This window comes from Thermoanaerobacterium sp. R66 (assembly GCF_028895185.1).
GTDB lineage: Bacteria > Bacillota > Thermoanaerobacteria > Thermoanaerobacterales > Thermoanaerobacteraceae > Thermoanaerobacterium.
In genome coordinates this window covers 523,059-545,456 of the sequence record NZ_JAEUWW010000001.1, presented here as the reverse complement: position 1 = coordinate 545,456, position 22,398 = coordinate 523,059, and the positions used below count along the sequence as shown (strand labels likewise).

The following is a 22,398-nucleotide window of genomic DNA, read 5'->3' as shown; positions in this document are numbered from 1 at the left end:
TTTCGTTAATCTTATTCAGCTTTAATAGCTCCTGTTGGACATACTGGTTCACATGCACCACAATCTATACATGTATCAGCATCCACTTCGTATTTTCCTGTGCCTTCGTGAATAGCATCTACAGGGCATTCTGCAGCGCAAGCACCACAGCTTATGCATTCGTCTGTAATGATATGTGCCATTGTCATATCCCCCCTTTTATGTATACAGTATATAACTTCAAAGGATATTATATAGCATTTATATTAATATGTAAACACTTAAGGCAAGTTGATTTTTTATAAATTTTTTTAACACCCCCTTGTCAAAAATAAAAACCCATGCTATAATAAGTTCTGTCAGTTGATGCCGAATGGTGTAACGGTAGCACCGGTGACTCTGGATCATCTAGTCTAGGTTCGAATCCTAGTTCGGCAGCCAATATTTGGCCTTATCGTCTAGTGGCCTAGGACATCGCCCTCTCACGGCGAAGACAGGGGTTCGACTCCCCTTAAGGCTACTTCTAAAAGCACCGCTTTAAAAAGCGGTGCTTTTCTTACGTTTAACGCTAAGTAAATTTTAGAAGCAAAAACACCATTTATTGCATTTGACTATATACAACGCAATAAATGGTGTTTTACAGTTAAAAATCACTTTTCGCTTAAAAATTTGTGTATTGAAGCTGCAGCTTTTTTACCAGCTCCCATTGCAAGTATTACTGTTGCCGCACCTGTGACAGCATCACCACCTGCAAAAACTCCTCTGCGGCTTGTCTCCAATGTTTCTTCGTTGACTATTATTCCGCCCCATCTTTGCTTTTCTAAACCTTCTGTTGTTGATGTTATAAGCGGATTTGGACTTTGTCCTATTGCTACAATAACCGTATCTACATCTATTATGTGTTCAGAGCCTTTTTCTTCTACAGGTCTTCTTCTTCCTGATTCATCTACTTCGCCTAAAACCATGTTCACACATTCGATTCCTTTTACATTGCCACTTTCATCACCAATGATTCTTACAGGGTTTGTCAATAACTTAAATATGATTCCTTCTTCTTTTGCATGGTGTATTTCCTCAAGCCTTGCAGGCATTTCTTCTTCAGACCTTCTATATACGATGTACACTTCTTCTGCTCCCATGCGCTTTGCAGATCTTGCTGCATCCATCGCCACGTTTCCGCCGCCAACAACGGCAACTTTCTTGCCTACTTTCACAGGAGTAGGACTGTTAGGGAAATCATAAGCTTTCATTAAATTAATCCTGGTCAAAAATTCATTTGCCGAGTAAACTCCGTTTAAGTTTTCTCCGGGTATACCCATAAATTTTGGCAATCCTGCGCCTGTTCCGATGAACACTGCTTCATACCCCATATCGAATAAATCATCGATTGTAAGTATCTTGCCTATGACCATGTTTGTCTCTATTTTTACTCCCAATTTTTTCAACGAATCAATTTCCTTTTGCACTATTTCTTTTGGAAGCCTAAACTCAGGAATGCCATACATTAAAACACCGCCTGGTGTATGAAATGCTTCAAAGATGGTTGTGTCATATCCCATTTTTGCAAGATCACCTGCACATGATAGTCCTGCAGGCCCAGATCCTATAACAGCAACTTTTCTGCCATTTGTCACTGTTTTCTCTATTTTATCTTCTTTATTTTTCATATGCCAATCTGCTGCAAATCTCTCCAGTCTGCCGATGGCTACAGGCTCTCCTTTTTTGCCTCTTGTGCATACTGATTCACACTGGCTTTCCTGTGGACATACTCTTCCGCATATTGCAGGTAAATTATTCGTTTCTTTTATCTTTTGATATGCTCCTTCAAAGTCCCTATTTGCTATCAGTTTGATGAACTCAGGTATTTTTACGTGAACAGGGCAACCTTCTACACATGGCTGATTCTTGCATTGAATACATCTTTCTGCTTCCTCAACAGCCATGTTTTCTTCATATCCTAATGCAACTTCTTTGAAATTTTTGTTTCGCTGATTTGGCTCCTGCTCAAGCATTGGTACTTTTTTTAGCGACATGTTAGCCATTTAAGATGCCTCCTAACTTGCATTCATGTTCATAATTTTCTAATACTTTCTTCTCCATATCTTTATACATGTTCTGCCTTCTCATTGCTTCATCGAAGTCTACTTTAAGACCGTCAAATGCTGGACCATCGACACAAGCAAATTTTGTCTCTCCGCCAACTGTAACTCTGCATCCCCCACACATTCCTGTTCCGTCTACCATTATAGGGTTCATGCTGACCATAGTTGGTATGTTGTATTCTTTAGTTATATTGCATACCATCTTCATCATTATCAGTGGCCCAATTGCAATTACTTCATCGTATTTGTTGCCTTTTTCTATCAACTCTTTTAATACATCTGTTACAAATCCTTTACGGCCTTTAGTACCGTCATCTGTCGTTATATAAAGGTTTTCACTAACTTTTTTCATTTCGTCTTCTAATATTACGTATTCTGCGCTTCTGCCACCTATTATGCTATCTACTGAAACTTTCATCTCATTTAGCATTTTTACTTTTGGATAAAGCGGCGCGACTCCAACACCACCACCGATTGCCAAAACTCGCTTCGTATCTTTTGAAAATTCAACAGGTTTTCCCAAAGGTCCTACAAAGTCATGCAATCTATCTCCAACATCTAACGTACCTAATTTCTTGGTGCTCATTCCGACTTCTTGAAATATTATAGTAATCGTGCCTTTCTCCCTATCATAATCTGCTATTGTCAAGGGTATGCGTTCACCCTTTTCATCTACTCTCACTATGACAAACTGGCCGGGTTTTGCCTTTTTTGCCATCAAAGGAGCATTTATAACCATCATTTTGACAGTGGGATTCAATTGCCTCTTCTCTAAAATTTCGTTCATTGCTTTCGCACCTCCAAAGTTTAGTAATAAATTATGTCTGGCTTTATACCAGACATAATTTTTCACTTAATGATATATTATATATTTATATAACTAATGTCAAATATTTTTACATTAAAAACAACGAATTGTCTAATCATTTAACAAAATCGTAATAAATTTAACAAAACAAGACATTTTTTTATCAAAGTTAAAGAGATTCTAAATAAATCTTTTCAATGACAGATTCAGTAGCTTCAACAGGTGCAATAGATAACAATCCATCCAGGGAAGGAGTTGTTTTAGCAAGTTTCACAAGATTAGGAATATCATCTTTCGTAAACCCAAAATCAGATAACTTTTGAGTGCACCCCACATTAAAAAGCCATTCCTGAACTTTTTCTGCAACATGCTCCGCCTCAGCAGGCAGTCCTTTTAAACCAGGAACTATAGGACTATATACATCAGCCAACACTTCTGCTGTAGCTGGATAAATAGCTTTTACAACTGCTGGCAATATTGCTCCAAGTCCTAACCCGTGAGCGATTTCAGGTTTTACAGCACTTAAAGGATGTTCTAAAGCGTGAGTAAGATGTAAAAGGCCATTGTCAAAAGATATACCAGCTAATGCAGAAGCATACAGAAGGTAATATCTTGCCACTATATTTAAAGGATCATTTACAGCAGCAGGAAGATAACGAACAATCAATCTTACTGTTTCCTTAGCCGTAAGAATGCTATATGGAGATGCAACAAGTGTTGTAGCGGCTTCCGTAATGTGATTTAAAGCATCAACGGTAACTGCTATCGTCTGCTTTTTGTCAAGCTTTGTCATAAGCGAAGGATCGTCTATAGCATACATGGGGTATAAGCAATCATAAGCTATAGCTGGCTTATAATTTTTCTCAGGTATAGTAGCTACTGCAAATCTGTCTACCTCTGTTCCTGTACCATGTGTAAGATTTATAGCTATGATGGGAACAGCCTTGTCAGGAATAAATTTTTGCTCATAAAGTTCTCTTGCATTTTTATCAGTATATTTTAAAAGCACAGCCACGCTTTTTGCAGTATCTATCGGACTACCACCGCCAATTCCAATTACGGCTTTCGCTCCAGATTCACGTCCAATTTTGGCTGCTTCGTCTATCATGTCAACAGTAGGATTTGGGCCAACTTTATCGTAAAGTGAATATTTTAAATCAAGATCATCTAATACAGGTTTTACGACATCCCAAGCTCCGCTAGTCTTATATGAGCCTTTTCCTGTTATAAAAATAACATTATTAATGCCATTAATTTTTAGATTTTCTAATATATCCTTTATCTTATGTATACTGCCAACGCCAAAATAAGTCGTATTTTTACAGCGAAGTTCAAAAATTTTGTTAGGATTCACCTTTGTTTCCCACATTTTTATAACCTCCTATTAGTTAAATTTATAACAAATTTCATATTATATTATAGTACCTTTCCATCGAATAGTCAAATTCAAATCAAAAATATCAAAAATTCTTTATCAAAAAAACATAGCTATTAATGCTATGTTTTTTTGATAAAATTCTATATTCTGCTTATTTTAATGTTTTGTTGTAATTTTCAAGTGCACTATTGACACTCTTTTCGGCATCATCGAGAGATTGTTTTGGTGTAGCCTGATTATTTAAAACTTTTTCTATATTCTGCTCTATTATTTGCCTTGCCTCAGGGAAAACTCCTATTAATGCTCCTTGTGTTGCTCTATTTATAGGTGTCGAATGAAGCTGTTCGATTGCTGTTTTAAATTGCGGATACTTTTCCAAATGTGCACTCATTTCATGTAAATCATAAGCTTCCTTTGTCACTGGAAAATATCCTGTGTTTTCATTCCAAAACATTTGTTCTCCTGGAGAAACCATAAATTTTACAAATTCCCACGCTGCTTTTTGGTATTCTTTCGGCTTATTGTTAAGTATCCACAGCGATGCACCACCAATTATTACTCCGCCATCTTTACTATCATTTAATGCTGGTAAATACGCTGTTCCAACTTCAAATTTATTTCCTACACCGTCCAATATTGATTTCAATGAAGCTGTTGATTCTATAATCATAGCAGTTCGACCTGCAATAAATGCATTTTTAGTATCGTCTGTTTTTCTTCCAAAATTACCCGCAACGCCTTCATCAACAAGCCTCTTCCACCAGTTAATGATATTTAAGCCTGCATCATTGTTAAATGCTACTGCTGTCGCTACCCTATCTCTGCCATTGCCATTATTGGCATACAATGCACCTTGTTTTGCCATGAACTGTTCAAAAAACCAACCATATATCGCCATTGAATATCCGTATTGTGTAACTTTGCCAGATGCGTCTTTTTTCACAAGTTTCTTACCGTATTCTTCTATCTCATTAAAATTATTAGGAGGACTATTAGGATCAAGACCAGCTTCTTTAAATGCATTTTTATTGTAATACAATATTGGTGTTGAAGAATTGAATGGCATAGAATACAACTTGCTATTGACTGTATAATAACTTAAAAGATTTGGTTCGAGTTTAGATGTATCAAATTTGTCTTCATCGATAAATTCTTGTACAGGCGTTGTCCAACCACTGTCAATCATGAATTTAGTTCCTATATCATACACTTGCATAATATCTGGTCCTGATTTTGACTGTTCTGATGTTTTCAATTTGTTTAACGCATCATCGTAGGTTCCCTGATATTGAGCAGTAACTTTGATATTAGGATGTGTTTTATTAAAGTCGTCTACCATCTTGTTTATTGCTTCTCCCCCTTTTCCACCCATTGAGTGCCAGAATGTTATCTCTATAACTTTGTCTTTATTTTGTTGGATATTGGATGATGTCAATGGTTTTGTGCCATTGGAACATGCTGTGGCTGAAAATAATACACTTCCAATTAATGCGATAGATAAAATTTTTTTCAGTCGTTTCATTTTTAAAATCATTCCTTTCTTTTAATGATTTATTTAGCCTTTCAATGCACCGGCGTTTAAGCCATCTACAAGCTGCTTTTGTCCAAAAATAAATATCATGATAGAAGGAATCAAAATCATGATTACGCCAGCCATGATAAGCCCAAACGATTGTGAGTCTGACCATTGTAACATGCTTATGCCTATTTGTACTGTCCTCATATCATCAGTATTAGTTATCAAAAGCGGCCACATGTACTGATTCCACGTAATCAAAAAAGAATATACAGCCAAAGAACCAATTGCCGGCCTTGAAAGAGGCATCACCACTTTTATTAAAAATCCAAATCTCGTACAACCATCCAGCTGAGCAGCTTCATAATAATCTTTTGGAATAGTTAAATAAAACTGTCTCAATAAAAATATTCCTAATGCTGAGCTTAAATATGGTAAGATGAGCCCTGCATAAGTATTTAATAGTCCCAACTGCCGTATAGTAAGATAATTTGCTATTATTATAGCTTCCGCCGGTATCATCATAGTCGATAGAAATATGGCAAAAATTATATTTTCCCCTTTAAACTCGTAAAATGTAAATGCATATGCAGCTAAACTTGATGTCAATATTTGGCCTATAGTGATGATTATCGAATCAATAAAGCTATTTGATATAAACCGCAGTATCGGAACTGATTTAAGTGCCTCAATATAATTGCCTAAATAAAATGAATCTGGTATTAATCTTGGTGGATATTGAAAAGCTTCACTATCAGGCATAAAGCTTACAGATATGGCATAAATAATAGGAAATACCACAACAAATATTAGAATAATGTTAACTAAATATAGCAAAACTCTCTTAATTAACCACCTCACATAGTCTGTCATTTATAAAACACCTTCTTTTCACTTGAAGCAAATTGTAATAATGTGAATATTAAAAGCAGTATAAAAAGGATTATCGATTCCGCCGCTCCATTTCCATATCTGAAATTAAAAAACGCATCTCTATATATCGAATAAACCATGACGTTAGTAGAATTGACTGGTCCGCCTTGTGTCATAATATTTATTACTCCAAATTCTTGAAAGGCGTTTATAAAATCAACAGTAATTAGGAAAAACAATGTAGGAGAAAGCATTGGTATAGTTATCTTAATATGCTGTACAAAAATGTTGGCTCCGTCAATCTGAGCACTTTCATAAAGGTCTTTCGATATACTTTTCAATCCTGCAAGCATAAAAATGAAATTTATCCCTACATTAAGCCATACATTTACTATTGATACTGAAATCATTCCGTATTTTACATCGGTTAGCCATCCTATACCGTGTATCCCAAAAAAACTGAGTATGTAGTTGATAAATCCTATACTGGGATTAAATAATAGCATCCATATTACTGCGGCTGATGCCGACGATATAGCAATAGGCAATGTGTATATTGTCCTAATAACTTCAATACCTTTAAGTCTTAGATTAGCAAAAACAGACAAAATGAATGCAACAATCATTTCTAAAGGAACAGTCATAGTTACAAATTTTAATGTTAAATAAATGCTATTTAAATAATCAGCAGATTTAAAAATGTTTATATAATTTTGTAATCCAATAAATTTGCCTAAGTTCCCTTGTGGATCTGTTAAAAACAAACTTATGTAAACAGTCTTTATAAATGGATAAAAAACAAATGTCGCAAAAACTATAGCAGATGGTAAAAGGTATAAATACGGTTCAATGTTGTTTTTGAATTTTATTACATCATCTTTTAGGTCACTATTATCCTCTATTGCATTACTAAAGTTTGCAATTGATTCCGTTCTCTCCACTTCGACACCTCCTCATACATTTTTGATACATCTACATTCCATAATCTTGGAGTGCCTGTTGAAACAGCAATCGCGCCATTTAACAAAGCATTTATCATTTGTTCACTTGTTTTAATTAGCCCTCCACTTATGACAGGCTCATTTGTATTTTCAGTAAATTCTCGAATTACATTCGGCATTAAAGCTGGCATAAGTTCAACAAAATCAGGTTGTGTTTCTTTCGAAATCTCTATCGCTTTTTTCAATGCATCTGTATCTATCATAAAACATCTTTGAATTGTCAACATATTAAGTTTTTTTGCAATCTTTATAAGACTGTTTTTTGTGGTAATTATCCCATCTGGCTTTACATAATTAGCTACAAATTCAAGCCCCTCTTTATCGAAACTTATACCTCCAATTTTCTCTATGTGAACAAATGTAAACATATCATTTGATTTAAAAAAGTCTACATACTTTTTTATTACAGCAATATTTCCTGTAAGTAAGAAAACACCACTTAAGTTTTTATTAACTGCTCTTTCAATATGTCTTTCTTCTTTGACGGCAGCGATCATTTTTTTGCTGTCAAGCCTTCTCAAGAACTCATCTTTCTTCAATACTTCACCTCCTCACATCTAAATATCAGTAAATATCAAAAAGAGAAACCATTATAGATTAACAATTAATCTATAAAATTGTTAATCACATTAACGGTTTCTCTTCATCTCCAACCTAAAAATTTATATCTACTTGTCAACATCTATATTACAAGAAAATTGTTATGTCCATATTAAATACATGTAACGTTTATGTTAATTTCTTAAAATATTCTCTATAAGTTCAACGTCAAAACCCGCATCTATGTAACCTTGCTTTATTACATTGTAATACCTTTTGCTAGGTTTTCCTACATCATTTCCCGGATTCATTATATATGTCATGGCTTTTATTGATTTGCCTTCGCAAATTGCTTCTACAATCTCTTTCCTATAAAGATACGGATAATCTTCATATTTATCCAAAGCATCCTCGTCTTTCTTTCCTATTTCCCACAAAAGAGACGGTACAAAACTGCCATTTGACGGTTCAATTGTGGCATAAGCAAAACCGTCTTTACCTTTGAATACCAGTTTCCAATTTTCGATTATGGCAGGGCCAATTAATTGTGCATTTGGACATCTTTTCATCATTTCCGTAAAATTCATATTACTGCCATAAGCCAAATAAAGCTTTCCCATAGGTTCATCTCCTAATTAAGTTTACCGTAAAAGTTATATTTAAGCAAAAGTAAGAGAACAGAATATCCTCTTACTTTTGTTTAATGCTTTCAATATACTTTATCGCTTTTTCTATCCTTTCAACAGTCTTCTCTTTGCCCAATAGCTCCATTATATCAAACAAACCTGGTCCAAACGTTCTGCCAGATATAGCAAGCCTTGTTGGATGAAACAAATCACCGCTTTTTATGTTCAGCCTTTCTATCAAATCACGGTAGGCATTTTCAGTTTCAATCAAATTAAAATCATCTACTGCCTTAAGTGCTTTGATGGCTTCTCTAAGTATGTTTTCGACTCCATCTTTTTCAAAATACTTTTTAACGCCTTTTTCATCGTATAAAAAGTCATCTTTGAAGTAGTATGACATAGCATCTGCTATTTCACTTAAAGTCTTTTCTCTTTCTCTTACAGCACTTACAATCTTTTTTATATAATCATAATCGTATTCATCGCCTATTAATCCTTTGCTAATCAAAAACGGTATAACTTCTTTTGTCAATCTATCTATATCGCAATCCCTTATGTAAATGCCATTTAACCAAGTAAGCTTTTTTGTATCATATATAGCCGGATTTTTAGATACTCTGTCTAAAGTAAATTCTCTTACACTTTTTTCTGTAGTAAACACTTCTTCGCCATCTGACGGCACCCATCCTAAAAGCGTGATATAGTTTATGATTGCCTCAGGCAAGTATCCTAAATCTCTAAACTCCTGTACAGACGTAGCCCCATGTCTTTTGCTGAGTTTACTTCTATCAGGCGCCAATATCATCGAAACGTGTGCAAATTCTGGTTTTTCAAACCCTAATGCTTCGTATATGAGGATCTGCTTTGGAGTGTTTGATAAATGCTCCTCTCCTCTTATTATATGGCTTATCTTCATTTCATAATCATCTATTACCGTCGCGAAATTATATGTAGGCATATTATCTGACTTCATTATGATAAAATCGTCAAACGTTGAATTGTCAAACTCAACATCACCTCTGATTATATCGTGCACTACCGTTTTTCCTTCCTTTGGCACTTTCAGACGTACGACGTATTTTTTGCCTTCATGTATGTACTTTTTTACTTCCTCAGACGATAAATTCCTACATTTACCTGTATACATAGGTGGTTTTCCAGCCTTTTGCGCTTCGCTTCTCATTATATCAAGCTCTTCTTTTGTACAAAAACAATAATAAGCTTTGCCTTGTCTTACCAGCTCATCAGCATACTTTTTATACAGCTCAAGTCTTTTTGACTGGTATACAGGCCCTTCATCCCAATCGATGCCAAGCCACTTAAGTCCGTCTAATATGGCCTTCATTGAGTCACCAGTTGAACGCTCTAAATCTGTATCATCAACTCTTAAAATTAACTTTCCATTGTTGTGCCTTGCAAAAAGCCAATTAAATAACGCTGTTCTGGCACCGCCAATATGTAAATTGCCTGTTGGGCTTGGTGCAAACCTAACTCTTACCTCGTTCATATAAACATCCCTTTCCTGCTGTCTATTGGATTTAAAACTAATTTAGATTATACTTTAATATATAATATTTTTCAACAATTGCACATAATATATGGTTACACGACATTAATATTTTAAGGAGGCGCAAAATGAAGGATATAATCGTAAATTTGTTAAAAGAACGTGGAGTAGATATTGAAGACATGGCTAAACTTGTATTAGAGCTTCAAAAAAAATACTATGACTTAACTATGGATGAAGCGATAGAAAGCTTAAATGCAGTTTTAGACAAGAGAGAAGTTCAAAATGCCGTATTGACAGGCATAACCCTTGACAAACTTGCAGAGAAAAACATGCTTGAAGAACCACTTCTATCAATTCTTAAAAGAGATGAACCGCTGTATGGCATTGATGAAATCTTAGCCTTAAGCATCACCAACATCTACGGATCCATTGGACTTACTAACTATGGCTATTTAGATAAAGTAAAACTCGGCATAATAGGAACATTGAATGAACATAAAGACGAAAGGTGCAATACATTTATAGATGATTTAGTGGCTGCAATAGTTGCTGCAGCATGTTCCAGAATAGCTCACTCCATCAAAAGCGGAAAATAGATTAAAAAGGGGCTTATTAAAAATGCCCCTTCATTTTACCTTTTTTCAAAAAGTTCTCTTGGTATATGGCAATAACCATTTGGATTTTTCTTAAGGTACTTCTGGTGATATTCCTCAGCGTCGTAAAAATTTTTAAGCGGTTCAATTTCAGTCACTATTGGCTTTTCATACTTTTTCTGCTCTTCTTCCTTAGACCGTAATATCACATTAAGATCACCATCATCTATGTAGTAAATCCCCGTACGGTACTGCGTACCTATGTCATTGCCTTGCCTATTCTTAAGTGTAGGATCTACGATCTTCCAATAACTTCTCAGTAAATCTTCTAACGATATAATACTTTCATCGTATTTTATATAACAGGCTTCAGCAAAACCTGTCGTATTTGTGCAGACTTCTTCGTATGTTGGGTTTTCCTTGTTTCCATTTGCATATCCAACTTTCGTCTCAATTACCCCGTCTATGGTGTCAAAGTAGGCTTGGACACCCCAAAAACATCCACCTGCTAAAACTATTTCTTTCATAGCTACTCCTCCTCATAAGAATCTAATATAAGTCTAACATACTAAATAGCCAAAGAAAAATATTTTTATTTTATTCTTGACAATGTAAACTTCACTTCACCCGCATTTGTCTCAACACTCACTAATTTATATTGTTTTAATGGACTTTCAAAATCCAAAACAGTATTGTAGTTTTTTATAAGATTGTTTAAGTCTTCCCCCGTTATCTCCACACCTTTTACATTAATTGACGTAACTTTGAAATCAATTTTTCCATCATTCACCTCAAAATTTCCATATAAAGTGTATTTATCCCCATCAGATAAAGTAAATCCGCTATCATCGAATATGATCTTTACATTTTTTAATACATCATTATAATTGTCAATCATATTGCTTATTGATTCATCGCTAAATGATGCTGATACCGAATCAATTTGAATATCGAAGTTATCAGGCTGAAGGCTGTTCCAAGGCAGCTTTGAAAAATTATTTAGCAAAAAATCAAGAGATGGTATGCCGCTTTCCACCGACGCGCTTATGTCTAATATTCTTTGGTAATCACTAATTTGCTTTTTGATATTGTCAAGCATTGCACTTTTTTCGCTTTCTAATTTATTTAAAGTCAAAATCGCATTTTTTTGTTCTTCTATTTTTTTCCTCAATTCATCTCTCTGATGGCTTAATGCCTCTTCTTCAGTTTTTTTATTTTTTAAGAGGTGATTTATGTGATCTAATTTGTTGTAAAAGTAATTAGTAATTATATCTATGTATATCAATCTGTGCAAAAGCTCTGATGCGTTGTTTGACATCAGTAAAAGAGATAATATGGTGTTTGTACCATTCATATACAAAAACCTAAACCAACTTTTTATATTATTTCTCTCATTCACGATTTCTCTGCTTATGCCTGATATCTCTTTTTCCATTGAGTCGATTTGTTTTGTGGTATCTGCGATTTCAGAATTGAGTTTTTCCAATAAATTTGATGCTCTTACTTTTTCCATGTCTAAATTAAATAGCTCAATTATGATTTTTTGTTCCTCAACCTGAGCATTTTTTAAATCTGATGCAGGGTCAGAATAAATCGTTTTAATATTTGAAAACAGCAATAGAAATATCAAAAGTATTGACACGTATTTCTTCATAATTTCTCCCCATTATGTTCTATATGGAACAAATTTACATTTCAATCAACTGTTATCTTATCTTTTATTTGTTCAAAAAGCTTTGGCCCAATCCTTGAAACATTCATAATATCCTCTATTCTTTGAAAATTACCATGTTGCTCTCTAAAATCTATTATGCGCTGTGCAGTGACTTCGCCAATTCCCGGCAGCGTATCAAGATCTTCTTTTGTAGCAGTATTAATATTTATCTTTCCATTTGTTGCATTGGAACTGCTGGATTTATCGTTAGAAGCATAATTTTCTCCTATTTTCGGCACTTTTATCATCTGCTCATCTTTTAACTTTTCGGCTAAATTTATATCTGAAAGATCTGCACCATCCAAAGCTCCTCCTGCCATTTTTATAGCATCATCGATTCTATCGCCTTCTCTCATAGTGTATACTCCAGGCGATTTGACAAGACCGGTTACATACACTTTTATTTCTTTGGACTTTTCATTTTCTATTGTTTCACCTGTATTGGAATTGTTTATTAAATTCTTATCGCTTTTAATGTTGACAATATCATCATTCTTTTGAGCTTTACTTTTTTCAAAGATAAAGTATCCTGTCAATAATGAAGCTATTATCAATAAAACGATAATTCCATATTGTTGACTTTTGGTTAATTTAAACATACTCCACCTCTTTCGATTTTGCTATATAAATATTTCTACATTTTTATATAAATTCCTTTTTAAATTTCATATTTTTTTGATATACTAAAATTATAAGCATATATGGAGGCAAAAGCATGAAAAGAATAGTTTCTATTATTACGGTTATTATATTTTTGATTAATTTTATACCAAAAGTATACGGAATGGAAAATCCGCCGCAAATTGTAGGGCCTACAGCGGTACTTATGGATTTCACTACTGGTCAAGTCCTTTATGACAAAAATATGAATCAAAGAATGTATCCTGCCAGCACGACAAAAATTTTAACGGCGATTATCGCCATTGAAAAAGGAAAATTAAGTGATGTAGTAACTGTAAATGATGATGTTAAAAATATCGATGGAAATTCTATCTACCTTGTACCAGGAGAAAAGCTTACATTAGAGCAATTGCTTTATGCTATGCTTTTAGAGTCTGCTAATGATGCTGCAATTGCAGTAGCTGACCACATTGGCGGCAGCATACAGGGTTTTGCAAATTTGATGAATGATAAGGCAAAAGAAATTGGTGCTAAAGACAGCCATTTTGTCAATCCAAATGGATTGCCAAATACTGATCATTATTCGACACCATATGATATGGCATTAATAGCAAGGTATGCGATGGAAAATGCTACATTTAGAAAAATTGTAAGCACTATACATTACCAGATACCGCCAACCAACAAATTTGATAAACCGAGAGATCTCTGGATAAGTAATAGATTGATAAAACCCACAAGCTTTCATTACGACGGGGCAGATGGGGTAAAAACCGGTTACACTATTGCCGCTAACCAAGTTTTTGTAGGATCTGCCACAAGAAATGGCCACAGATTGATATCTGTAATCATGGGTGATGAAGGCACAAATATATGGACAGATACAATAAAATTATTGAACTATGGTTTTAATAATTTTGACCTTGTAAATCCTTTAGAGAAAAATTCAATCGTAACATACGCAGACATTGGAAAGGTAAAGTTTAAATTGCCTCTTATTGCAAAAGACTCATTCTACTATGTAGTGCCAAAAGGACAAGAAAACAATATTAAGTCATCTATTTCGGTCGATAAAAATATAAATGCACCTGTAAAAAAAGGGACTACGTTAGGCATGATTAATTTCACACTAAACGGAAAACCTATTGGAAGCATACCACTTATAGCAGATGAGTCGGTTTATAAAAATTACTTAGGAACATACTACAATGGAAATAAAACTACTGTAATTAAAGATTACAGCACAATCAGATCTTACGCTGAACTTTTACTTGGGTTGGCAATAGTGATGATATCAATTCTGCTATGGCTTAAAAAGAGGGCGAGAAATAAATTTATCTTCATAAAATAAAAAGGGTGAACAACCCTTTTTTTATCTATAAAACAATTTTGCAATCGATGGTTTTTTTATGCTTACTGCTTTATGAGGACACAGCTCTTGACAGCAAAAACACCTAATACATGTTTTAAGATCTACAACTGGTTTATTTCCAACCATTTTTAGCGCTTTAGGAGGACAATTTGACACACATATTCCACAACTTTTGCATATATCATGATGAAAAATCGGATACGGCTTTACATGTCTATCTAAATATCTCGATAAAAATGGGGGAATCTTTTCAGTCACGCTAAATCCTCTTAGTGTCGGTATGTCAAAATCATCTATTGTCACATCTTCTATATTCATACCTGCGATTATTATATCTTCCATACGACCCAAGCCACGCCTTTGCGCCATAAAAACTGTCGGCACATCTTGATGTTTTAAACCGATGATTGACGTAGCTACTGTATCAAGGGCAAAAACATCATCCGATGAAATAATTAATCCGACTTTTTTTGGATGTCCAGCAGACGGACCATTTCCTTCCATAGCAACTACAGCATCCATTATCGCCAATACTGGCTTTAAAATTGTATTTATGTCTATCAACATGTCTGAAAAATCTTTCACATCCGGCATTGAAAGGTGATAACCAGCTTTTACAAGACCTGGTATAGCACCAAACTGGTTCTTCACAGCTCCCGTGTAAACCGTCAAACCATGTGTCTTCAATTTTGGCATTGACACAATAGCATCACATTCCATAAGGGCTTTCATAAAAGTAACTTGTTTGATAATCTTTCCGGACGGTATTTTTACTTCTACTTCTTCTGTGTCATAATTTAATTCAGCACCAGTTCTTGCTGCAACATCTGCCATGCCTGTCGATTCATAAATCGACTTTAAAGCTCTATAAGAAAAAGGCCCTGCTGGACTATCACCTATGACAGGTATAGCTCCAATTGCTTTAATAGCATTTGCAACTGCTTCAACTATTGAAGGATGTGTCGTTACAGCATCATCAGGTCTGTTTTTCTTTAGAAGGTTTGCTTTAAGAAAGACTCTCTGTCCTTTTTTTATGTACTTTTCAATCCCACCTAAGTTTTTAAAGGAATTTTCCAATGCAACCTTTACATCATTTTGAGAATAAGAAGGACAATTTTCAATAGACACGGTATACAAGATATACGCCACCTTTAAAAATATATTTTAGACCAAAATATTAAAGGAATGCAGCTTATGCACATTCCCATAATCAATTTTAATATTTGCCAAGGTCATCCCCTACTCTTATCTCATCAAGGTAATTGTATATGGTATATCTGGATACGCACAGTATTTTTGCAACATAGTCTATCGCACCTCTTATCAAGAAAGTGCCTTTAGCATCTAACATCTTAACCATATTGACCTTTTCCTCTTTAGACATAAAGTTGACAGGTTTACCGTAATTCTCTATCGTAGTGTTTACAATGTTCTCCAGCACTTCGTTTACGCTTCCTCCATAAGGCTCAACCGGAGCTTCTTCCCCATCGCTTATCTCACAGAGATCTTCTAACGTATTCTTAACCATTATATATTCTGAAATGTCGATATTTATGCACAAACATCCTATCGGTTTTCCAGCATCATCTTTAATGTATACAATGGTAGACTTTAGTATCTTTCCATCTCTTCCCTTAGTTTTGAAATTGACTTCGTTGTCAGTTTTATTTGCCTTAAGCGATTTTAGAATAGCTTCTGGTATAGGGTTTCCAATCTCTCTGCCTGTAATATGTCCATTTCCAACAGCAATTGCAGAACTTTGCAAATTTGAAAAATCGTAAAGAACGACTTCACAATTCTTGCCAAACGTTTTGGCGATGCCATCTACAACTGGTATAAAATTTTTTAATAGTGGATGTACTTTTGTAGGCACTTATATCCCCCCTAAAACTTCAAATATAAATTAAACTAATTTAAAGATTAAATAATTTATTGAATACAAGATTACAAAAAAACCTCCCTGCCTTCTCTGCAGGCCACGGAGGTTTATATTAAATTCATTATACTAATCTGATAAAGCATTGTCAAGAGCTATTTCTTTGGCATCACCCCAAAGCCTTTCCAATGAGTAAAAGTTTCTTTCATCTTTAGTAAAAATATGAACTACAATGCTACCGTAATCCATCAGTATCCACGTAGCCGAATTGTAACCTTCTATGTGATTTACATATACACCATCTTCAGCAAGTTTTTCTGAAATTTCATCACATAAAGATTTTACATGAGTTGTAGATGTACCACTGGCAATCACAAAATAATCGGCAACTGTAGTAAGCTCTCCCACATATAGTCCTTTAATATCAAGTGCTTTTTTATCATCCAGTATTTTTAAAATTTTTAATGTTAGCTCAGTGCTTTTCTTATCCAATGTAATACCTCCGAACATAAAATTTTATCAAATATACTTTGTCTTTATTATCATATCATTGCGAGCAATTACTGTTTTCTGGTATAAAAGCTGTCCTTTCTCGATCACATATTTTATTGTTTCGTCTAATGCCATAATTACTGCTTCATCAAGGTTTTTATATGCCATCTCTCTCAAGTTTTCTACTCCATCAAAATTCCTGTTTGGCTCTATATAATCAGCTAAAAATATTATCTTATCCAAAAGCGTCATATCTCTATCTCCGGTAGTATGAAGCATTATGGCGCGTTTTATTTCATCGTCATGTATGCCAAAGTAGTCTTCTATCATATATCCTCCTACAGGTCCGTGAAGCAATGTTGGCGATTTTTCTAAGACGTCATCTATTTGAATTCCGTACTTGTTTGCTAAGGCAACAAGCTCATCTTCTCTTAAATTTTTTGCGCAGTCATGAAGTAATCCTGCAATTTTTGCCTTTTCCACATCTATGCCGTATCTTACAGCCAATTTTTCAGACGTCTCCATAACACCTAATGAATGATTAAATCGCTCATCACTTAATAATTTTTTCAATTTATCAGCAAAAAATTCAAAATCCACACTATCAACCTTTCTTATAAAGTCCAGCTTTTTCAATGTACCTTTCTACAGACTCTGGCAGCAAATACTTGATTGGTCTGCCTTCAGATACCCTATTGCGTATGTCTGTGGATGATATGGCTAATGACGGTACAGTTACCTGAAATATATCTTTATTGTATATTCTCTTGATGTAATCAATCTTTTCGCTTATGCTATCGCCAGCATAACCCGGCCTTGTGGCAGCGACAAAATTGCACATCTTTAAAAGCTCTTCAGCGTTTTTCCATGTCAAAATTTCTAGTATGGCATCAGCACCTGTTATGAAAAATATCTGTGTTTCTTCTCCGTATATTTTTTTAAACTCTTTCAGAGTATCAATAGTATACGTGTACCCTTCCCTCTCTATTTCAATAGCAGATACTTCAAAATACGGATTTGTAACGGTAGCAAGGATAGTCATCAAATACCTTATTCTCTTATCAGTAATGTTTCTTTTGACTTTATGTGGCGGATTGCCTGACGGGACAAATATAACTTTGTCCAAATTAAATTGATCTCTGACAGCCTCCGCTGTGACAAGGTGGCCAAAATGTATTGGATCAAAAGTACCACCCATAATGCCAATCCTTTGTAAGTTGTTAGTCATCTAAATATCCTCCACTTGAAATTCAAAAACAATTTTCATACGTAAATTATACAATAATAAACTTTTAGAGACAATATTAGATAAACAGCATATCTTTTATTCATAATACTCGAATTCAAAATCCCTCACATTTATTGCATCTCCATCTTTAAATCCTTTCTCTTTAAGCATATCTATCACACCGGACTTTTTTAATATCATTTCAAAATATCTAAGTGAATTTTCATCTTGAAGGTTTACTCTTTTCAACAATCTATCTATTTTCGTTCCACTTAAATAGTAAACACCATTTTTTACTTCGATTTCAACAGTTTCTTCTTCCTTTGGCATATTGTAGATAATGACGTCTTCTGTATTTTCCTCAACATCTACCTTAAACTTGTCAAGCATCTCTATCGTCTTATCAAGAAGTCCGTCAATACCATCACCTGTCATAGCAGATATTTTAAAGACATCATATCCAAGATTTTTCATCTTTGCAATGATATCATTTAAATTAATCGATGACGGATCAACTGCATCTATTTTATTTAAAACAGCAATTTGCGGAATTTCTTTTAATCTGTCGCTGTACAAATACATTTCATCATTTATTTTCTTAAAATCGTCTATAGGATCCGACATCGGATCTGATACATCCACAATGTGCAATATCAACTTTGTCCTCTCAATATGCTTTAAAAAATCATATCCAAGACCTTCACCTTTATGGGCGCCTTCAATAAGTCCTGGTATATCAGCCATGACAAAGGACTTTCCTTTATGGTATACGACACCTAAATTGGGATATAAGGTCGTAAATGGGTAATTTGCTATTTTAGGCCTTGCATTTGTACATGAAGCAAGCAATGTGGACTTTCCAGCATTAGGAAACCCTACAAGACCTACATCTGCTAATAACTTTAGCTCCAATCTCACATAAAGCTCTTTGCCTTCCTCACCGCTTTCTGCAAATCTTGGAGTTTTTAAAGTTGCTGAAGCAAATTTTGCATTCCCTCTTCCGCCTCTGCCACCTCTCAACACTATCGCTTTTTGCCCAGGTTTTGCAAGATCTGCTATCAACTCATTGGTGTCATCCCTTATTATTTGAGTTCCAACAGGAACTTTAATATATAGATCATCACCATCTTTGCCATATTTGTTATTTCCGCTGCCATTCTCACCACTTTCTGCAACGTATTTCCTTTTGTATTTAAAGTCCATCAAAGTAGAAATATTAGGATCGGTAATAAATATCACATCACCGCCTTTTCCTCCATCACCACCGTCAGGACCACCATACGCTACATATTTTTCTCTTCTAAATGATATAACACCATTTCCACCATTTCCCGACTTTATATAAATTTTCGCACTGTCTATAAACACATCATCACCCACTTTAAATTTATTTCTCTTCTATCTTATTTTTAATAAAATTCATGATACTATCCATATCGCTATTAAATACATTGCGCTCATTGTTGCACTCATCAATGATTTTTTGAATGTAGTCATAAATCTTATCAGACTTACCAAGCTGTGCATATCCTAGCAAAACTTGAAGGTCATTTATGTACTCATGCCTTTTTAAATTTATGTATTTTATCAAAAATTCATCTTCCCGTTTAGACATCTGCATCAGCTCCTTAAGCTAAATTTCGATTTACCTATATTATACCATACATTCCACCACAAAAAAGAAAATCCCGGCTTATGCCAGGACTTCTTTCCTTTTCTCATATACGCTTACCTGTTTTTTGTCTTTGCCTTTTCTCTCAAATGTTACATATCCGTCAATTAATGCAAACAGAGTGTCATCTTTTCCTCTGCCCACATTAGCACCTGGATGAATCTTTGTACCTCTCTGCCTTACAAGAATATTTCCTGCTAAGACAAACTGTCCATCAGCTCTTTTTACACCAAGCCTTTTTGCCTCGCTATCACGTCCATTACGGGTACTTCCCATACCTTTTTTATGAGCAAATAACTGCAGCTTCATCCATCACACCTCCTATCAAAGACCTTTACGTACGCTGGATAGTCTCTTTCAATGTCTTTAAGCCCTAGCACCATCGCATCTACAATGGCACAAGACTTTATAACATCTTCACCAGCACCGTAATCTTCTATTTCAACATACATATAGCCATCTTTTACTTTCTTCTTTAAAGATACTGTGTCAATTGATTCCAATCCAAGGACAGCCGTCTGTGCCACTGCCGTAACACCGGCACATACTATGTCCCTATCATAGACATCATAACCAGCATGTCCTTTAATTTCAAATTTTTTTACTTTATCATCATTTCTATATATACTGACTTTAATCATTTTTACATGATCTTCTCAATCTGAACTTTTGTATATGGCTGACGATGACCATGTTTCTTTCTTTCATTCTTCTTTGGCTTGTACTTAAAAACGATTATCTTCTCACCTTTACCATGTTCAAGAACTTTTGCTTCCACCTTAGCATCTTTAACATATGGCTTCCCGAAATTAACGGTTCCATCGTCCTTTGCCACAGCCAAAACCTTATCAAAGGAATATACGCTGCCAGCTTCACAATCAAGCTTCTCAATATTGAGTATATCGCCTTCTTGAACCCTGTACTGTTTGCCACCAGTCTCTATAATTGCGTACATTAGGGCACCTCCTCTTTACCAGTCTCGCCGGAAACCAAGGTACTTCAATCGAAGTATTTAAACCCGTTCCGAGCGGCTACAAAGTGTATTCTAACACAACAACATGAAAATGTCAATTACAACTGATAATCTACGTAAAATTCATCAGTATCAAGCTTGCTGTTGCAGATGGTGCTTATTTCCACACCGTATTTTCCCATGTACTTTTCTATTATATTGCTTTTCTCAATTATGTTTTGTACTCTGCGATTTGAAGTTATAGTTATTTTTTTAGCATTTGTATTCCTTAAGATTCTCTCTATAGAGCGATTTATTCTAAGTTGCATCATATCGCTTGACACGATACACCCTGTGCCTTTGCAGCAATCGCACTTCTCTTGCAAATATTCGCTTACGTTTGACCTGACTCTCTTTCTCGTCATCTCTACTAATCCTAAACGTGTAAAGCCAAGTACGCTGCACTTTGATCTATCGCTTTTTAAAGATTCTTCAAAAACCTTTAAAAGTTTCTGACGGTCATTGTCGCTATCCATGTCGATAAAATCTACAACAATGATGCCACCAATATCCCTTAGTCTTAATTGCAATGCAATTTCCTTCGCAGCCTCTATGTTCGTTTTTAAAATTGTCTCCTGCAGTGAAGACTTGCCTGTGTATTTGCCTGTATTAACATCTATTACAGTCAATGCTTCTGTCTCATCAATTATTATGAAGCCACCGCTTTTAAGCCAAACCTTTTTGCTTAAAAGTCTTTCTACTTGTTTCTCAATCCCATATAGGCCTACTAAATCTCCATCCTCATATTTTACTGAAATTTTTAAACCTTCCTTTTTTATATAATCAAAAATCCTTTTGTATTCTTCAGCATCATTTACAATTATTTCATCCACCATTAATGATGACAAATCCCTTATGTACTTTGTGATGAAATTTTCTTCTTCGTAAATTAATCCAGGTGAACCGGCAACTTTAGATTTATTCAATATATCTTCATACAATTTGCACAAATCAGCTATGTCCCTTTCAAACTCCTCTTCTCCAACATGTTGCGCTGCCGTTCTGATTATTATGCCTACATTATCCGGCTTGACTCTTTTTGCAATATTTATCAGTTCCATTCGCTTTTTCTCATCTTCTATCCTGTGAGAAATGCCAACATGATCAGAATCAGGCATAAGCACTACATACTTTCCTGGCAGCGATATATTTGTCGTAACTCTCGGATTCTTAAGTCCTATAGAATCTTTTAAGACTTGAACAATTATATCTTGTCCAGGTTTCACATATTTAGTTATTGAGGAACTTGATTCAGGAATTCCTTTAACATCATTCACAAATAGGTACGCATTTTTATCTATTCCTATATCAATGAAAGCACTTTGCATACCTTTTATAGTATTTTTTACTTTTCCTTTGTAAATATTTCCTACTATGCTTTTTTTATCAGAATTCTCAACATGATATTCAATTAACAAGCCATCTTCCAAATATGCCACTTGATAAAATTTATCGCTTATATCAAACAAAATTCTCTTCAAGCAA

Annotated in this window: 26 protein-coding genes and 2 tRNA genes; 4 read left to right on the top strand and 24 right to left on the bottom strand. The window is 34.7% G+C overall.

What is annotated here, in order from left to right; genetic code table 11:
* Positions 1-11: 11 nt before the first annotated feature.
* A complete protein-coding gene (fdxA, locus tag JJQ93_RS02540; RefSeq protein WP_013788306.1) occupies positions 12-182 on the bottom strand; it encodes a 4Fe-4S ferredoxin in 171 nt (56 codons plus the stop codon).
* A 164-nt stretch (positions 183-346) separates the two neighbouring features.
* Here fdxA and JJQ93_RS02535 point away from each other — a divergent pair.
* A tRNA-Gln gene (locus JJQ93_RS02535) sits at positions 347-420 on the top strand.
* A 6-nt stretch (positions 421-426) separates the two neighbouring features.
* Positions 427-499: transfer RNA gene (locus tag JJQ93_RS02530), tRNA-Glu, on the top strand.
* Between the two features lie 130 nt (positions 500-629).
* On the opposite strand, the gene gltA is transcribed toward JJQ93_RS02530, so the two are convergent.
* From gltA to gltX, 9 genes are all read right to left on the bottom strand, one after another.
* Positions 630-2,012 carry an NADPH-dependent glutamate synthase gene (gltA, locus tag JJQ93_RS02525; RefSeq protein ID WP_274894035.1) on the bottom strand — a complete coding sequence of 461 codons (1,383 nt, stop codon included), beginning with the start codon at positions 2,010-2,012 and terminating at the stop codon, positions 630-632.
* A 1-nt stretch (position 2,013) separates the two neighbouring features.
* Positions 2,014-2,868, bottom strand: a complete 855-nt coding sequence (locus JJQ93_RS02520) for a sulfide/dihydroorotate dehydrogenase-like FAD/NAD-binding protein (RefSeq protein ID WP_274892645.1) — start codon at positions 2,866-2,868, stop codon at positions 2,014-2,016.
* A gap of 190 nt (positions 2,869-3,058) precedes the next feature.
* A complete protein-coding gene (locus tag JJQ93_RS02515; RefSeq protein ID WP_274892644.1) occupies positions 3,059-4,258 on the bottom strand; it encodes an iron-containing alcohol dehydrogenase in 1,200 nt (399 codons plus the stop codon).
* Positions 4,259-4,418: 160 nt separating this feature from the next.
* On the bottom strand, positions 4,419-5,789 hold the full coding sequence (locus JJQ93_RS02510; RefSeq protein ID WP_274892643.1) for an ABC transporter substrate-binding protein: 1,371 nt from the start codon (positions 5,787-5,789) through the stop codon (positions 4,419-4,421).
* Positions 5,790-5,822: 33 nt separating this feature from the next.
* Positions 5,823-6,656 (bottom strand): carbohydrate ABC transporter permease, encoded by an 834-nt coding sequence (locus JJQ93_RS02505; protein WP_274892642.1) that lies wholly within the window; start codon positions 6,654-6,656, stop codon positions 5,823-5,825.
* Positions 6,653-7,597, bottom strand: coding sequence for a carbohydrate ABC transporter permease (locus tag JJQ93_RS02500; protein WP_274892641.1), 945 nt, complete (start codon positions 7,595-7,597; stop codon positions 6,653-6,655). The genes JJQ93_RS02505 and JJQ93_RS02500 overlap by 4 nt, the downstream gene beginning before the upstream one ends.
* The gene (locus JJQ93_RS02495) at positions 7,555-8,196 is read right to left on the bottom strand and encodes a glycerol-3-phosphate responsive antiterminator (RefSeq protein ID WP_274892640.1); all 642 of its coding nucleotides are present in this window, start codon (positions 8,194-8,196) and stop codon (positions 7,555-7,557) included. The genes JJQ93_RS02500 and JJQ93_RS02495 overlap by 43 nt, the downstream gene beginning before the upstream one ends.
* Positions 8,197-8,391: 195 nt before the next feature.
* Positions 8,392-8,817 (bottom strand): gamma-glutamylcyclotransferase family protein, encoded by a 426-nt coding sequence (locus JJQ93_RS02490; protein WP_274892639.1) that lies wholly within the window; start codon positions 8,815-8,817, stop codon positions 8,392-8,394.
* 70 nt (positions 8,818-8,887) lie between these two features.
* Positions 8,888-10,330 (bottom strand): glutamate--tRNA ligase, encoded by a 1,443-nt coding sequence (gene gltX, locus JJQ93_RS02485; RefSeq protein ID WP_274892638.1) that lies wholly within the window; start codon positions 10,328-10,330, stop codon positions 8,888-8,890.
* 128 nt (positions 10,331-10,458) lie between these two features.
* Between gltX and JJQ93_RS02480 the strand changes: the two genes are divergently transcribed.
* A complete protein-coding gene (locus JJQ93_RS02480; protein ID WP_013788315.1) occupies positions 10,459-10,929 on the top strand; it encodes a phosphatidylglycerophosphatase A family protein in 471 nt (156 codons plus the stop codon).
* A gap of 35 nt (positions 10,930-10,964) precedes the next feature.
* Here JJQ93_RS02480 and msrA read toward each other — a convergent pair whose 3' ends face one another.
* The 3 genes from msrA to JJQ93_RS02465 all read right to left on the bottom strand — a co-directional run bounded on the left by msrA (position 10,965) and on the right by JJQ93_RS02465 (position 13,239).
* Entirely contained in the window at positions 10,965-11,453 is a 489-nt protein-coding gene (gene msrA / locus JJQ93_RS02475) for a peptide-methionine (S)-S-oxide reductase MsrA (RefSeq protein WP_274892637.1), read from the bottom strand.
* 65 nt (positions 11,454-11,518) lie between these two features.
* Positions 11,519-12,580 (bottom strand): coiled-coil domain-containing protein, encoded by a 1,062-nt coding sequence (locus tag JJQ93_RS02470; RefSeq protein WP_274892636.1) that lies wholly within the window; start codon positions 12,578-12,580, stop codon positions 11,519-11,521.
* Positions 12,581-12,621: 41 nt separating this feature from the next.
* Positions 12,622-13,239 carry a ComEA family DNA-binding protein gene (locus JJQ93_RS02465; protein WP_274892635.1) on the bottom strand — a complete coding sequence of 206 codons (618 nt, stop codon included), beginning with the start codon at positions 13,237-13,239 and terminating at the stop codon, positions 12,622-12,624.
* 116 nt (positions 13,240-13,355) lie between these two features.
* Here JJQ93_RS02465 and JJQ93_RS02460 point away from each other — a divergent pair, with 116 nt between their 5' ends.
* A complete protein-coding gene (locus JJQ93_RS02460; protein ID WP_274892634.1) occupies positions 13,356-14,612 on the top strand; it encodes a D-alanyl-D-alanine carboxypeptidase family protein in 1,257 nt (418 codons plus the stop codon).
* 21 nt (positions 14,613-14,633) lie between these two features.
* Here the strand turns inward: JJQ93_RS02460 and JJQ93_RS02455 are convergent, their stop codons facing one another.
* The 11 genes from JJQ93_RS02455 to JJQ93_RS02405 form a co-directional block, all read right to left on the bottom strand.
* Positions 14,634-15,761, bottom strand: a complete 1,128-nt coding sequence (locus tag JJQ93_RS02455) for a DUF362 domain-containing protein (protein WP_274894034.1) — start codon at positions 15,759-15,761, stop codon at positions 14,634-14,636.
* Between the two features lie 88 nt (positions 15,762-15,849).
* On the bottom strand, positions 15,850-16,506 hold the full coding sequence (locus tag JJQ93_RS02450; protein ID WP_274892633.1) for a helix-turn-helix transcriptional regulator: 657 nt from the start codon (positions 16,504-16,506) through the stop codon (positions 15,850-15,852).
* Between the two features lie 132 nt (positions 16,507-16,638).
* Positions 16,639-17,019 carry a ribosome silencing factor gene (rsfS, locus tag JJQ93_RS02445; RefSeq protein WP_085112644.1) on the bottom strand — a complete coding sequence of 127 codons (381 nt, stop codon included), beginning with the start codon at positions 17,017-17,019 and terminating at the stop codon, positions 16,639-16,641.
* 9 nt (positions 17,020-17,028) lie between these two features.
* Positions 17,029-17,601: a bis(5'-nucleosyl)-tetraphosphatase (symmetrical) YqeK gene (gene yqeK / locus JJQ93_RS02440; RefSeq protein ID WP_274892632.1), complete on the bottom strand. Its 573-nt coding sequence runs from the start codon at positions 17,599-17,601 to the stop codon at positions 17,029-17,031.
* A gap of 4 nt (positions 17,602-17,605) precedes the next feature.
* Positions 17,606-18,229: a nicotinate-nucleotide adenylyltransferase gene (gene nadD, locus JJQ93_RS02435; RefSeq protein WP_085112645.1), complete on the bottom strand. Its 624-nt coding sequence runs from the start codon at positions 18,227-18,229 to the stop codon at positions 17,606-17,608.
* A 96-nt stretch (positions 18,230-18,325) separates the two neighbouring features.
* Complete coding sequence (gene obgE, locus JJQ93_RS02430; protein WP_085112712.1) at positions 18,326-19,597, bottom strand: GTPase ObgE; 1,272 nt, start codon at positions 19,595-19,597, stop codon at positions 18,326-18,328.
* A gap of 19 nt (positions 19,598-19,616) precedes the next feature.
* Complete coding sequence (locus JJQ93_RS02425) at positions 19,617-19,844, bottom strand: Spo0B domain-containing protein (protein WP_085112646.1); 228 nt, start codon at positions 19,842-19,844, stop codon at positions 19,617-19,619.
* 78 nt (positions 19,845-19,922) lie between these two features.
* Complete coding sequence (gene rpmA / locus JJQ93_RS02420; protein ID WP_013788327.1) at positions 19,923-20,210, bottom strand: 50S ribosomal protein L27; 288 nt, start codon at positions 20,208-20,210, stop codon at positions 19,923-19,925.
* Positions 20,207-20,542, bottom strand: a complete 336-nt coding sequence (locus tag JJQ93_RS02415; protein ID WP_085112647.1) for a ribosomal-processing cysteine protease Prp — start codon at positions 20,540-20,542, stop codon at positions 20,207-20,209. Before JJQ93_RS02415 ends, rpmA begins: the two co-directional genes overlap by 4 nt.
* Positions 20,543-20,544: 2 nt before the next feature.
* The gene (gene rplU / locus JJQ93_RS02410; RefSeq protein ID WP_085112648.1) at positions 20,545-20,856 is read right to left on the bottom strand and encodes a 50S ribosomal protein L21; all 312 of its coding nucleotides are present in this window, start codon (positions 20,854-20,856) and stop codon (positions 20,545-20,547) included.
* Positions 20,857-20,972: 116 nt separating this feature from the next.
* Positions 20,973-22,394: an Rne/Rng family ribonuclease gene (locus JJQ93_RS02405; protein WP_085112649.1), complete on the bottom strand. Its 1,422-nt coding sequence runs from the start codon at positions 22,392-22,394 to the stop codon at positions 20,973-20,975.
* Between the last annotated feature and the right edge of the window lie 4 nt (positions 22,395-22,398).

What these genes read in the sequence shown, in the direction of transcription:
- JJQ93_RS02510 (WP_274892643.1), bottom strand. Translation starts at nt 5,789, where the DNA reads ATGAAACGACTGAAAAAAATTTTATCTATCGCATTAATTGGAAGTGTA.
- gltA (WP_274894035.1), bottom strand. Translation starts at nt 2,012, where the DNA reads ATGTCGCTAAAAAAAGTACCAATGCTTGAGCAGGAGCCAAATCAGCGA.
- fdxA (WP_013788306.1), bottom strand. Translation starts at nt 182, where the DNA reads ATGGCACATATCATTACAGACGAATGCATAAGCTGTGGTGCTTGCGCT.
- rplU (WP_085112648.1), bottom strand. Translation starts at nt 20,856, where the DNA reads ATGTACGCAATTATAGAGACTGGTGGCAAACAGTACAGGGTTCAAGAA.
- JJQ93_RS02480 (WP_013788315.1), top strand. Translation starts at nt 10,459, where the DNA reads ATGAAGGATATAATCGTAAATTTGTTAAAAGAACGTGGAGTAGATATT.
- JJQ93_RS02415 (WP_085112647.1), bottom strand. Translation starts at nt 20,542, where the DNA reads ATGATTAAAGTCAGTATATATAGAAATGATGATAAAGTAAAAAAATTT.
- rpmA (WP_013788327.1), bottom strand. Translation starts at nt 20,210, where the DNA reads ATGAAGCTGCAGTTATTTGCTCATAAAAAAGGTATGGGAAGTACCCGT.
- JJQ93_RS02490 (WP_274892639.1), bottom strand. Translation starts at nt 8,817, where the DNA reads ATGGGAAAGCTTTATTTGGCTTATGGCAGTAATATGAATTTTACGGAA.
- rsfS (WP_085112644.1), bottom strand. Translation starts at nt 17,019, where the DNA reads ATGTTCGGAGGTATTACATTGGATAAGAAAAGCACTGAGCTAACATTA.
- JJQ93_RS02460 (WP_274892634.1), top strand. Translation starts at nt 13,356, where the DNA reads ATGAAAAGAATAGTTTCTATTATTACGGTTATTATATTTTTGATTAAT.
- JJQ93_RS02520 (WP_274892645.1), bottom strand. Translation starts at nt 2,868, where the DNA reads ATGAACGAAATTTTAGAGAAGAGGCAATTGAATCCCACTGTCAAAATG.
- msrA (WP_274892637.1), bottom strand. Translation starts at nt 11,453, where the DNA reads ATGAAAGAAATAGTTTTAGCAGGTGGATGTTTTTGGGGTGTCCAAGCC.
- JJQ93_RS02425 (WP_085112646.1), bottom strand. Translation starts at nt 19,844, where the DNA reads ATGTCTAAACGGGAAGATGAATTTTTGATAAAATACATAAATTTAAAA.
- JJQ93_RS02505 (WP_274892642.1), bottom strand. Translation starts at nt 6,656, where the DNA reads ATGACAGACTATGTGAGGTGGTTAATTAAGAGAGTTTTGCTATATTTA.
- JJQ93_RS02470 (WP_274892636.1), bottom strand. Translation starts at nt 12,580, where the DNA reads ATGAAGAAATACGTGTCAATACTTTTGATATTTCTATTGCTGTTTTCA.
- JJQ93_RS02465 (WP_274892635.1), bottom strand. Translation starts at nt 13,239, where the DNA reads ATGTTTAAATTAACCAAAAGTCAACAATATGGAATTATCGTTTTATTG.
- gltX (WP_274892638.1), bottom strand. Translation starts at nt 10,330, where the DNA reads ATGAACGAGGTAAGAGTTAGGTTTGCACCAAGCCCAACAGGCAATTTA.
- nadD (WP_085112645.1), bottom strand. Translation starts at nt 18,229, where the DNA reads ATGACTAACAACTTACAAAGGATTGGCATTATGGGTGGTACTTTTGAT.
- JJQ93_RS02515 (WP_274892644.1), bottom strand. Translation starts at nt 4,258, where the DNA reads ATGTGGGAAACAAAGGTGAATCCTAACAAAATTTTTGAACTTCGCTGT.